Annotated in this window: 12 protein-coding genes and 1 pseudogene; 3 read left to right on the forward strand and 10 right to left on the reverse strand. The window is 38.3% G+C overall.

The annotated features are described in order from the left end of the window. Window positions 1-95 precede the first annotated feature (95 nt). Window positions 96-653, forward strand: a complete 558-nt coding sequence (locus tag HMPREF9456_RS01250) for a hypothetical protein (RefSeq protein ID WP_006841627.1) — start codon at window positions 96-98, stop codon at window positions 651-653. Window positions 654-796: 143 nt separating this feature from the next. Then, complete coding sequence (locus HMPREF9456_RS01255; protein ID WP_006841628.1) at window positions 797-1,456, forward strand: porin family protein; 660 nt, start codon at window positions 797-799, stop codon at window positions 1,454-1,456. Between the two features lie 53 nt (window positions 1,457-1,509). Here the strand turns inward: HMPREF9456_RS01255 and thrC are convergent, their stop codons facing one another. From thrC to HMPREF9456_RS01305, 10 genes are all read right to left on the reverse strand, one after another. Beyond that, entirely contained in the window at window positions 1,510-2,808 is a 1,299-nt protein-coding gene (thrC, locus tag HMPREF9456_RS01260) for a threonine synthase (protein WP_026176999.1), read from the reverse strand. 199 nt (window positions 2,809-3,007) lie between these two features. Continuing rightward, a complete protein-coding gene (locus HMPREF9456_RS01265) occupies window positions 3,008-3,544 on the reverse strand; it encodes a DUF4251 domain-containing protein (protein WP_006841630.1) in 537 nt (178 codons plus the stop codon). A 157-nt stretch (window positions 3,545-3,701) separates the two neighbouring features. Then, window positions 3,702-4,307, reverse strand: coding sequence for an SIS domain-containing protein (locus tag HMPREF9456_RS01270; protein ID WP_006841631.1), 606 nt, complete (start codon window positions 4,305-4,307; stop codon window positions 3,702-3,704). A gap of 167 nt (window positions 4,308-4,474) precedes the next feature. Next, the gene (purE, locus tag HMPREF9456_RS01275) at window positions 4,475-4,981 is read right to left on the reverse strand and encodes a 5-(carboxyamino)imidazole ribonucleotide mutase (RefSeq protein WP_006841632.1); all 507 of its coding nucleotides are present in this window, start codon (window positions 4,979-4,981) and stop codon (window positions 4,475-4,477) included. A 7-nt stretch (window positions 4,982-4,988) separates the two neighbouring features. Further along, window positions 4,989-5,369 carry a glycine cleavage system protein GcvH gene (gene gcvH / locus HMPREF9456_RS01280; protein ID WP_006841633.1) on the reverse strand — a complete coding sequence of 127 codons (381 nt, stop codon included), beginning with the start codon at window positions 5,367-5,369 and terminating at the stop codon, window positions 4,989-4,991. 25 nt (window positions 5,370-5,394) lie between these two features. Then, on the reverse strand, window positions 5,395-6,126 hold the full coding sequence (locus HMPREF9456_RS01285; protein ID WP_006841634.1) for a hypothetical protein: 732 nt from the start codon (window positions 6,124-6,126) through the stop codon (window positions 5,395-5,397). Further along, a complete protein-coding gene (gene rpoN, locus HMPREF9456_RS01290; protein ID WP_006841635.1) occupies window positions 6,123-7,580 on the reverse strand; it encodes an RNA polymerase factor sigma-54 in 1,458 nt (485 codons plus the stop codon). Before rpoN ends, HMPREF9456_RS01285 begins: the two co-directional genes overlap by 4 nt. Before the next feature lie 70 nt (window positions 7,581-7,650). Further along, on the reverse strand, window positions 7,651-8,145 hold the full coding sequence (locus HMPREF9456_RS01295; protein ID WP_006841636.1) for a DNA-deoxyinosine glycosylase: 495 nt from the start codon (window positions 8,143-8,145) through the stop codon (window positions 7,651-7,653). A 6-nt stretch (window positions 8,146-8,151) separates the two neighbouring features. Beyond that, a complete protein-coding gene (locus tag HMPREF9456_RS01300) occupies window positions 8,152-9,924 on the reverse strand; it encodes a peptide MFS transporter (protein ID WP_006841637.1) in 1,773 nt (590 codons plus the stop codon). A gap of 74 nt (window positions 9,925-9,998) precedes the next feature. After that, window positions 9,999-11,360, reverse strand: coding sequence for an MFS transporter (locus HMPREF9456_RS01305; RefSeq protein WP_006841638.1), 1,362 nt, complete (start codon window positions 11,358-11,360; stop codon window positions 9,999-10,001). A 252-nt stretch (window positions 11,361-11,612) separates the two neighbouring features. Between HMPREF9456_RS01305 and coaBC the strand changes: the two are divergent. Further along, window positions 11,613-12,805, forward strand: a pseudogene (gene coaBC, locus HMPREF9456_RS01310) (bifunctional phosphopantothenoylcysteine decarboxylase/phosphopantothenate--cysteine ligase CoaBC). The last annotated feature ends 101 nt before the right edge of the window (window positions 12,806-12,906 follow it).

Consider the following 12,906-nt stretch of genomic DNA (forward strand, 5'->3'; position numbering starts at 1 on the left):
TTTTTTTAAGAAAATTTAATTATATTTACATCTGTAATACTATATCAAACTATATTAGAGTTAAATTATTTAGTCATTTTTAAACTTTCAGAACTATGAAAAAATTATTACTAGTCGCCGTTTTGGCAGTATTCAGTATGTGCATTAGTGCGCAAGGGCTTAAAGGTACTTGGTTTGCCGGAGGTGAAATTTCTTATTCAGATGTGAAGGACACAAAATCTACAATGATTTTGCCTATTGTGGGCACATTTGTTTCTCCTAGTGTAGCTGTGGGAATTGGTGCAGGATATCTTAAAGAAGAAGGATTTATGGATGTTGCTGGAGAATCAGTTGCCTATGATGTTGATGCTTTTGTTGTTAAACCTCTTGTCCGTAAATATTGGAATATATCGGGTCCCATTTTCTTATTTGGACAAATAGCGGCACCTTTGACTTTCTCTGATGATGTAAATACTTATGGTTTACAAGTATCACCGGGTATTGATTTTGTGGTAACAAGCTGGATGACAATAGAGACATCGTTCTCCATTTTTGGAGTAAACATCACAGATGCCGATGGTAGTACAGATTGGAGTGTAGGAGCTAATCCTTTCAATTCTTTAACCGACAGAGAGGTTGGACAATTACAAGTTGGCGTTAAATTCCTATTCTAAATATTAGATTAATCAATAATGAGGATAAAATAAAAGTCTCACATTATGTGAGACTTTTATTATTGTTACAATAGTAGAGTATCTTAAAAAAGAGTATATTTGTTTTGATCTTATTTAATTTACAAACTTAACTTAATTAACGTATGAAAATGATTGCTAGAACTACTTTGATTGTTGCTGCGATTTTGCTTACTATCGGAGTAAATGCTCAAGACAAACCTTTGACTTTTGGAGTAAAGGCCGGAATGAATATTTCTAACGTCAGTGGAGACTTTGAAGATGCAAAAGCAAAGATTGGATTTAATGCAGGGGTAACACTGGACTTCGCTTTAACTAACGATCTCTATTTGCTTACAGGCTTGGAGTTTACATCAAAGGGTGCAAAAGTAGAAGAGGATACTAACCTAAAGATGAGTTTGTCGTATATACAATTACCTGTTCATGCAGGGTATAAACTGACTGTAGCAAACGACACGCGTATTGTTTTTCATGCAGGACCATATATTGCTTATGCAGCAGATGGTAAATGGAAAGCGAAAGAGGGAGGATTAGAAGAGAGTGCAGGCATTTTTAGCGATGAGGCAGAAGCTGCAGGTCTAAAAATGAAAAGATTTGATTTTGGATTAGGATTTGGTGTTGGTGCTGAGTTTGGTCAGTTTAATGCAGGAGTTAATTGTGATTTTGGTCTAGTAAATATTGCTGATTTTGGAATAGTGGATTTTCCGGGATTTGGTCAAATTGATGCTAGCAGCGTATCAGTAAAAAATATGAATGTAGGTATTTCTCTTGGATATAAGTTCTAATAAAGTATACCCATTATATACGAATAAGCCCGATAAAATCGGGCTTATTCTTTTCATTTTAATAGGAATTCTTTAAACTCTTCAAATGTTTTTCCCATACTGATACTTTTTTTTTCACCTTTCATAAAGGCTTGCAGTTTTTCGGGTATGGCAACCGATTTCTCGATAATGTCTTCTACGGTTTCCAGAAACTTTGCAGGGTGAGCCGTTTCTAAAAAAACGCCCGTTTCGTCTGCTTCTAGGGAATCTTCCAATGCAGAATAGCCGCATGCCCCATGAGGATCGAGGAGATAGCCTGTTTGCTCGTAGGTGTCTTTCACCACTTTCCTGATTGTATCGTCATCATACCATTCTCCGGTAATTTCTTTTTTTATCTTGTCCCAAGAATGTTCGTAAAGATCAAGTACACGTACAAAATTACTGGGATCACCTACATCCATTGCGTTTGCGATAGTCTGTACAGACGGACGAGGATTATACTTACCGGTTTGTAGGTACTCATAGAAAATATCATTGCTATTATTGGCTGCAATAAATCGCTTTACAGGCAATCCCATGCGTTTAGCTATAAGTCCTGCCGTAATATTGCCAAAATTGCCGCTAGGGACGCAAAAAATGATATTGTCAGCCTTTCCTTGCTTCTTCAGTTGAGCGTAAGCATTGAAGTAATAGAACGCTTGCGGTAGAAAGCGGGCAACATTGATCGAATTCGCAGATGTGAGATTTAGCTTTTTATTTAATTCTTCGTCTAAAAAAGCTGTTTTAACCAGAGCCTGACAGTCATCGAAAGTGCCATCTACCTCAATGGCTGTTATGTTTTGTCCCAGTGTTGTAAACTGACATTCTTGTATCGCACTTACTTTTCCTTTCGGGTATAGTACATATACATGTATTCCGTCAACGCCTAAAAATCCGTTTGCAACCGCACTGCCCGTATCTCCGGATGTGGCAACAAGGACTTTTACATCCTTTTGACCTTGTTTTTTGATAAAATATCCTAGTAGGCGAGCCATAAATCGACCTCCTACATCTTTGAAAGCGAGGGTAGGGCCATGAAATAGTTCGAGGCTGTAGATATTATCATTTACATGTACAACAGGCGTATCGAAGCTCAATGTGTCATATACTATTTCTTTCAGCGTTTCGGCCTCTATATCTTCGCCAAAAAACGCATCGGCTACGGTATACGCTATTTCCTGAAAGCTCATATTGCCAATATTATCGTAAAAAGATTGTGGCAATACTTTTATTTTTTCAGGCATATAGAGCCCTTTATCGGGGGCCAAACCTTTTACTACCGCTTCCTGTAAACTGACATTAGGAGCAAGTTTATTTGTACTATAATATTTCATATTCATCAGGTTAATGGAAGACGAAAGTAATAAAATGAAAGCAAAGAACCAATTAAATGGTTTTTTTATTTGTAAAAGAGCTCTAAATTAGTTAATTTGTTCTAATAAAAAAAGCAGTTATTAATAACTGCTTTCTCTTATTCTCTTTTTCTTTATTTACATTTTGGGAACGATTATTATGGAATAGATCGAACCTGCCTTATAAGGCACGTCCCTTAAATACATTCGAGTCTTCTTCCTGATAAAGGCTTCCGCGGAAACTTATTCTATTACTATTGAAATTCGGAGTTACGACGGCATCACATTTATTGTCGCCTTTATATATTCTGATGAAGACATTCGCTGAAACTCCTATGCCCTGGACCATCATGCTGAATGTAACAACTCCTTTCTTATCCGTTTCCATCTTTACGTTCGACGCGTTTCCGTCTACTGTAATTCCACCTATCCCATTTGGACCCGCATAGGGAGAGTTGAATGCCATTTGAATAGTTGCTTTATCTCCATTCATGGAAATGAAATTAGTACTAGATGATACATAGGCAAAATTTCCATATTTAAAGTCAATTCTGTCTGCCTCTAATACAAATTTCCTCTCATTTAATGCCTGGATTGCTTTTTCTCCCCAATAAGCTCTTTCAGCATCAGCCACGGCCTTTTGTGCCGGATCCTGCTGTGTTTTACACCCTGTGAAAAACAACAAGCTTGTAACTAAGATAAATACAATTTTACTCATAGTGTTTACTTATATTATAATAATTATATAACGCTATAGAATAAAATTAAGTTTTGTATTTTTGAAATAATCATATCCAATCTATATGAATTTAGGATTATTCCCTAATTTATTAATATAGAATGATCTGTTTATTTCTGTCGATTTTTGCCAGTCTTTATTTGCAGTCTTCTCTCGACTTTTGACCTAAATACCCGCCGTGATGGCGTTTTGCATAGTCAACCTTCGTAAATCCTATTCTTTTCATGGTTCCCACTACGAGAATATCTCCTATAACAGTCATTACTGTAGTTGAGGTAGTTGGCGTTAAGCCTAGGGTACATACCTCCTCAGGGCGTCCTGTATGAATAAATACATCGGCCTTCTGAGCAAGCAGACTTTCGGAATCACTGGTTATGACAATAAATTTTATCCCCGGAATAAGATCTTTTGCCAATGTAATAAGCTCAATTATTTCTCTTGTCTTCCCAGAGTTGGAGATAGCTAATACAATATCATTTTCTTGTAGGATACCTAAATCTCCATGTTGAGCCTCGCTTGGATGTAGAAATACAGCCGGTGTTCCGGTAGAGCTGAATGTAGTGGCAATGTTCTGCGCTATCTGTCCGGCTTTGCCCATGCCGCTTGTCACCAGCTTGCCTTTTTTCTGATTAACTTGTTCTACAATAAGGTCTATGGCTCTGCTATATGCATCGCTGATAGGGATATTCAATATGGCAGAAGACTCATGTTCTAAAATAGAGCGTATTTCGTTTGTATCCATTTAATTTTTTTTTGCCAAAGATACAATATTATCCCGACTTTTTACAATAAGTGCTCAGGCTGATTATAAGCCCAATCTTACAATTTAAAATAAGAAAGCATGGATATTTTCCATGCTTTCTTCTCTATATTTTTACTTACCCAAAAAGATCCAAGAAAGAGTATATCTTAGTTTGTCTTGAATTTAAACTGAATTTTTGACAAATCTTCGTTTGCCTTTTCAATCTTTCCTTTCAGGTTTTCTTTGTAAGCAACCAGCTTATTGTACAAAGCTTCGTCGCCTGTGGCAATCATCTGCAATGCAAGAATTCCCGCATTTAATGAACCATTTATCCCTACAGTAGCAACCGGTATTCCCGGAGGCATTTGTACGATAGCCAATAATGCATCCATACCATCTAGCGAAGCATCGATAGGAACTCCGATTACAGGAATCGGGGTCATAGATGCAATCACTCCGGGTAGATGGGCAGCCATACCGGCAGCAGCGATAATTACTTTTATACCTCTCTCTTTTGCCCCTTTAGCAAAAGCTTCTACACGTTCGGGAGTACGGTGTGCAGACAAAGCGTTGATTTCGAATGGAACTTCCATCTCATCAAAAAACTTCGCTGCCTTTTCCATTACGGGAAGATCCGATGTGCTTCCCATAATTATACTTATAACAGGTTTCATTTTTTTATTATTTACCAATTAGGTTTTTGTAATCAGAAGCCGAAAGCAATGTCTCTAATTCAGAAGCATCGCTTACCGCTATTTTAATAATCCATCCTTTTCCGTATGGATCTTCATTTATTAGTTCGGGTTTTTCTTCCAATTCAGCATTTACTTCCAAAACTTCTCCGGATACAGGCATCAAAAGGTCTGATACTGTTTTTACAGCTTCAACGCTTCCGAATACACCGTTTTGTTCTATCGTTTCACCTTCGCTGGTTACATCAACATATACGATTTCGCCCAACTCACTCTGAGCAAATTCGGTGATACCTACAAGGGCAGTGTCGCCTTCTACTTTTATCCATTCGTGGTCTTTGGAATACTTCAAATTCTCAGGAAAGTTCATAATTCTCTTATTTTTAGTTTATATATTATAAGTTTCTCAGAAACAAAATCAAACTCCAGTATGTGCCGATATATACCCACAGATAGGAAACAACCGATCCGACCAGAAAACCCACATATACCTGTGCCGGAGTACTTCTGTTGAGCATCAGACGCGATACTCCTAAACACCCTGCTAAGATAAACAAAATCATGAATAAAACAGGTAGGTTGAGTCCTTTTATATTGTAGCAAACTGACAAGATGCAACCAATCATTCCCCCTATGGCCATCATATACGCACTTATCTTCCAAAATCGTGAAATAATAGCATATATAACCAGCAATATTAAAGGAGTAAGTATAACGGCAAGAAACCAGATATACAATTTTGCAGAGAAGAAATAATAGAACAAAAGGGCATAAGAGAGGAAGAATACACTGAGAGGTAAAATCCACTCGCTCCTATTGTCCAGATGATAATCCTTGATAACATGCGTCAATCGCAGGAAGTAAATGCCTGAGACCGGAATAATGCACGAAAAAAAGATTACAGGCGTCATGAATCTTATAAACTGATTGGCAAATAGGAATGTAAAATCAGTAGATAAAAAGATAACAGCTACACTGTATATAACCATGAAAACAGGATTGAGCACAAACGAAATTATTTGAGGTAAAATCGGCTCTTTCTCTTGTGGTGGATTATATATAATAGATGCTCTCTGCTCTATATGGTTATTTTCTTCAACTAACGTGTACTCCTTTTCTTCTTTCATATTTCTTTTCTTAGTCGGGCGACAGGCAGATTCATCTGTTCCCTATATTTTGCTACAGTACGGCGTGCTATGATGTATCCTCGTTCGTTTAATATTTCGGATAGCTTGTCGTCTGTCAAAGGTTTCTTTTTATCCTCATTTTCGATGCATTCCTTTAGGATTGCTTTTACTTCACGGGAGGAAATCTCCTCTCCTGTATCGGTTTGCATAGATTCCGAAAAGAAATACTTTAATGAGTATATCCCAAAGCTTGTTTGCACGTACTTGCTGTTACTAACCCGAGAGATAGTAGATATATCATAGCCGGTTCGCTGTGCAACATCTTTTAGTATCATCGGTTTTAACTGCGATTCGTCTCCCGTAAGGAAGAAGTCATATTGCATATCCATTATTGCTTGCATAGTCCGTTGCAGAGTATCTTGCCGCTGTTTGATGGCATCAATGAACCAACGTGCCGAGTCTAGCTTTTGCTTTACAAACAATACTGTATTCTTACTGTCGGCAGACATACTTTCTTTGTTGTCCGAAAAACCTTTGAAAAGTTCAGAGTATTCGCGGCTGACTCTCAGATCGGGTATATTTCGGTTATTCAAACTCAGAAATAGCTCACCTCCATACGAATCTACAGTAAAGTCGGGTACAATCGTACTCAGAGTAATAGATAACGAATCACCCCAATTATTTCCCGGCTTGGGGTTTAAGGTCGTGATTTCCTGAATCACTTCTTTGAGTATCTCTTCGTCTATATTCAGTTGTCTGATTATCTTATCATAATGCCTTTTGGTAAATTCATCGAAAAGGTTTGTTATGATATTTATTGCATAATCTACAATCTCTGATTTTTCTTTTCTCCCTAGCTGTAGCAGCAGGCATTCTTGCAGGTTGCGTGCGGCAATTCCGGCAGGTTCAAAGTCTTGAATCACTTTAAGTATCTCTTCCAGCCTTGAAACGGGGATATCTATGTTTTGCTGAAAAATAAGGTCATCCGAGATTGCCGATAAAGAGCGGTCGAGATAGCCGCTTTCGTCAATGTTGCCGATAATATATTCTGCTACCTTTTGGTTTTCATCGTTCAACTCGCATTCGCCGAGCTGTTCGATAAGGTATTCATGTAGGGATGCTGCTACTGAAAACGGAATCTCCTCTTGTTTCCCTACTCCTTGCCTGTTGTTGTCGCGGAGTTGGTAATCAGGTATTTCGTCTTCGTTCATGTAGTCGCCTAGCGTGAGATCTTCCTGTGAGATATTTGTATCGTCCTCCGAACCATATTCATCGTCATATTCGGAGTTATCATTTGGTTCGAGCCCTTCTTCCAATGCCGGATTTTCTTCGAGCTCCTGTTTTATTCGTTCTTCCAATTCAAGTACAGGCAATTCGGTTAATTTTATAACCTGCATCTGCATAGGCGAAAGCTTCTGCTGTTGTTTGAGCTGTAATTGTTGTTTTAGAGCCATAAATACTACTGAATTCTATTAAAACAAAGATAATAATAAAAACAATATTACATTATCGATAGTTTTCTATCTAATAAGAATTCACAATCTCTGCCAATATTTTCCATTGTTCTATTTTCTGATCCAAAGTCATTCTTGCATTCGCCGAACTGGGAGAGGGCAGGGTGATAAACTTCTTTTTTGTATCGAAACCCACATATTTTTTATAAAATTCTTCCGCTTTTTTACTGGTGAAAAATATGTGTTCGATCTGAGGATATTCTTTGAAAAATTTCTTGAAATTGTTCGGCTTTTCATTTTTGATGCTGCTATCTAAGCTTCCCTTTCCTTCACACGATTCGAGGACATCCCATATTGCTATATTTTTCTTTATCAGGAAATCGCTTTTTTCTTTGTAGCTATCCGGTAATTCTTCCCCGAAGAGGGTGAAAATTATTCTCCAAAACTGATTGCTTTTATGCCCGTATCTTTCTTGTTTGCGTAAAGACTCTTCGCTCGGCATTGTTCCAAGAATCAATACCTTGCAATCTTTATTTACAATAGGGTCAAATGCAATTTTTCTCATATCTCATTATTTTATACCATGCATCATTTTCAGCAATCTTCTGGAGAGGAAGAAAAGAATGACCGAAGCTGCTCCTGCCATGAATACGAATAACATAAAGAAGTCGTAAAGATTTGATATCTGATAGCCTATGAATGTCTTTGGATTTTCCAATTGTTGCTTCTCCAAATCCCGTTGTACTTCAGTCTTCAAATTCTGGTCTTCTATTTTAGAAAATGTTATTCGATCGAAAGGAACAACCGCTGTTCCGTCTTTTTGAGTTACCAACTCCTTAAAATCTTCAGGTAATAAAGTTAATGAATTTTCTTTTTCTACCGATTGTACCACTGATAGCTCAATGATTGGCTCAGGATAATAACTGCTTAATGTACCTGCAAACTTATTTGCCGCAGCCGTACTCAAATACCAAACAGCCATAAGCAGCGAAGCAAATCGGAGTGGAGCGAGCTTGTTAACCATTGATAATCCTATTGGCGATAAACACAATTCGCCGAAGGTGTGGATAACGTAGAGGCTGATAAGCCACAGCATACTTACTTTTACTCCCGGAGCGAGACCTTTTACTCCAAAAGCGATAATCAAATATCCTAGTGCTAATAGAAATAATCCGATAGCCTGCTTGATAGGTGATGCCGGCTCTTTTCCTCGTTTGCCCAGCTTTGTCCATAAAAACACAAACACAGGGGCAAAAACAATGATGGAAAGAGCATTTATTGCCTGAAAGTAAGATGTAGGGACGGTCCAGTTGAATAGTTGAATATGTCTTTCGGTCTGCTCTTCGGCAAAATAGGTAAGAGATGCTCCGGCCTGCTCGAAGGCTGCCCAAAAGAAAATCACGAAGAATGCGATGATATATATTACCCAGATACGTGACTGTTCTATTTTTGTAAGTGAGGAGTCTGAAATAATATATCCGGGTGCTGCTACAGCTATAGAGAAAATGATAGCACCGATAATGTCTGTTTCGAGACCTGAATAAAGCAGGAAGAATAATAAAATGCAGACCATTCCCCAGATTATTATCTGTCTGGCATTTCCTTTTTCGTTCTTTGTTTCAGAGATGATGTTATCTGTGGATTCTTTTACTTTTGTCTTCAGGAGGTCTTTGTTGTTCGGAATAACCCCGATGGCCTCTCCTGATGGAGTCACCAGATATTTATTCTTGAAAAAGATAAAAATTACGATACCTAAGAGCATGCCTATACATCCTGCAAGAAAACCCCATTTGAAGTCGGACGGATGTCCCGTATCACCGAAGAAACCGCAAACTAATGGTGCAAAGAATGATCCTACATTGACTCCCATATAGAATATCGTATATGCCGAATCTTTGCGACTATCTCCCGGTTCGTATAGTTGCCCAACCATTGAAGACATATTTGGTTTAAAAAAGCCGTTGCCTAAGATGAGGAATCCCAATCCCGAAAACATTAACATGGTTGCTACGTCTATGCTTTCGAGGAAGCTGCCCGATAGAAACAATAGAAATTGCCCGATAGCCATAAGCGAAGCCCCTACGATTATAGAGCGTCTGTTGCCCCAATAACGGTCGGCGATATAGCCTCCAATAAGGGGTGTTAGATAAACAAGCCCTGTATAGCTTCCGTATATCTGTCCGCTATATGCTTTGTCAAACAATAATGCTTTGAGCATATATAGAGAAAATAATGCTCGCATGCCGTAATAGCTGAAGCGTTCCCACATTTCGGTCGCAAATATGAGATAGATACCTTTAGGATGCCCTTTGGGTGAAGCTGTTAATTCTGTCTCAGAATTCATGGATAGTCTAAAATTAAAAATGATTATTATTAAAATGAATAGACCCGGATTTTTACTTATCCGGGTCTAATTCTTTATTTCTTTATGTTTGGTAATTCAAGCCCGTAGCCCTTTGCCTTATCCTCTCGTTTGAGTAATATGGCGACTATAAGTGCCAATACCCCAAAGGAGGTGAATATTATCATGGGTAGGGTATAATCGTATGTGAAACTTCCATCAGGTCGCTGTCCTGTAACACAATATTTCTCTAATACTTTTCCGATCAGGTAAGGAACGCCCATTAATCCCCAATTTTGTACCCAGAAAATCAGGGCATAAGCTGTACCCAATTTATTTTCAGGAATTATTTTAGGTACAGAAGGCCACATAGCTGAAGGCACAAGTGAAAATGCAATACCTAACAATACCATCAAGGCTGTTGCAAACCACCATACATTAAGGAATGGGATAGCAAATAAGAAATGTACAACGATAAGTAAAATAGCACCTATCATCATTATAGATGCACCTTTTCCTTTTTTGTCATATACACCTCCAAAGAACGGAGTTAAGAATATTGCTCCCAGTGGAAGTATTGCCGGAATGTTTCCTGCAAACTCAGGCTCCACATTGTACTTGTTTATCATAAGGTCAACAGCATATTTCAGAAATGGAAATACTGCCGAATAGAAGAGTACACATAGTAATGCGATTAACCAGAAGCCTCTGTTTTTTACAATATACAGAATATCTGATGCTTTGAAAGGATCTTCCTGGTTTTCGCTTGTCTGGGCAATTGAAGCATCCAGCTTTCTGTCCATCACACTGAATACCAGAAATGCGATTAATCCGATACAAAGTAAAACAAGTCCGAATAAGATAGGTGCAGAAATACTATTGAAATATTTAGCAATAGGTATAGCTCCCGATAGAGCCAAGGTTGTTCCTATACGTGCAACCGATACTTGCAGACCCATTGCCAGAGCCATTTCATAGCCTTTAAACCATCTTACAATTATTTTAGTGACAGTAATACCTGCGATTTCGACTCCCATGCCAAATATTGCAAAACCAATACTTGCTACCATAACCTGAGTACTGACTCCGAAGATAGAACCATCGAAAACTTGTCCATAAGCTACTGCGTAGTATTTCAGAGCACAGCCTACAACCATTAGGATACATGCTCCCAGCCCTGTAAAACGCACACCCATTTTATCGAGAATAATACCTCCGAAAATGAGCATAAGCAAAAATACATTGAACCATCCGTATGCACTGGTGAAAAATCCGTAGTCAGAACTATCCCATCCCAGCTGGCTTTCAAGCATTGGTTTCAATGGAGCCATAACGTCTGTAATGAAATAGCCACAAAACATAGTGAGGGCAACAACTCCCAATACGGTCCATCGGGCTGCTTTGGAGTCACTCAATTTTTGCCTTAGTATTTCGGTCATAATTAATTGATTTTTGAGTAATAAATATTCAGTTTTTGATTTTTTTTTGTGCAAAAGTATCGAAAAGAATTATAATAAAGTGGCAATCTGCTAAAAAACATAGGTTAAAACTAGTTAGCAAGTCAGTCTTTTAGTACTTATACAAGGTGCTATATCTATTTTATAAAGGAAGGGGGTTGCAACTTATCTTTCGTAATGGGTTACTTATTATCCAAAAAACGTATCTTTGTTTCTAAAAATAAAACGAAGGATATGACCTTAAAGGATAAACATATTGTATTGGGTATAACCGGTAGCATTGCAGCATATAAGGCTGCTTCGCTTGCTCGTTTGCTTATAAAAGCAGGAGCCGAAGTGCAAATAGTTATAACACCTGCAGGAAAAGAATTTATCACTCCTGTTACATTATCCGCGTTGACAGGTAAACCTGTCGTTAGCGAGTTTTTCACGGCAAATGATGGTACATGGCATAGTCATGTCGATTTGGGGCAATGGGCTGATCTGATGCTTATCGCACCGGCTACTGCTTCTACACTTGGCAAGATGGCAAATGGTGTTGCCGATAATATGCTTATCACCACTTATATGTCGATGAAAGCACCCGTAATGATAGCGCCCGCTATGGACTTGGATATGTTTGCTCATCCTGCAACTACTCGCAATCTGGAGGTTCTTCGCTCTTATGGCAATATTATTATTGAGCCTGCTGCCGGAGAATTAGCAAGCCATTTGATAGGCAAGGGACGGATGGAAGAACCTGAGAAAATATTATCTACTGTTGAGGATTTTTTCAATCAGCAAGAAACTCTTTCAAAAAAAAAATACTGATAACGGCGGGGCCGACTTATGAAAAAATAGACCCTGTACGTTTTATCGGGAACTATTCATCGGGTAAAATGGGTTTTGCCTTGGCTGAGGAATGTGCACGTCGTGGAGCAGAAGTAGTTTTGGTTGCGGGCCCTGTTTCACTGAAGGTAAATCATCCCAATATAAAAAGAATTGACGTGGAGTCGGCAGAGGAAATGTATAATGCCTCGGTAAAAGAATTTCCGGGAATGGATGCCGCTATTCTTTGTGCTGCTGTTGCCGATTTTCGTCCATCCGAACAGTATTCTCAAAAAGTGAAAAGGGGAGAAGATTTATTGACGATCTCTCTTGTTCCTAACAAAGATATTGCTGCATCGCTTGGCAAGATGAAGAAGGCAAACCAATTGTTGATAGGCTTTGCCTTGGAGACAAACGACGAAGAGACAAACGCTCTGAAAAAAATGGCAAAGAAAAACCTAGACTATATCGTACTTAATTCACTTAATGATGCGGGAGCAGGATTTAAATATGATACGAATAAAGTTTCCATTTTGAGGAAGAATGGAGATCGAACAGATTTCGGGCTAAAATCTAAATACGAGGTTGCCTCTGATATTATTGATCACACTATGCACTAAACGATATTCCTCAAATTATTTTTTTGATATATAATTATCTAATATAAGAAGGCTTTACAGAGTACGTAAAGCCTTTGTTTTTAATTTTTTAAGTGGAAAGT

The sequence above is a fragment of the Dysgonomonas mossii DSM 22836 genome (assembly GCF_000213575.1).
Lineage (GTDB): Bacteria > Bacteroidota > Bacteroidia > Bacteroidales > Dysgonomonadaceae > Dysgonomonas > Dysgonomonas mossii.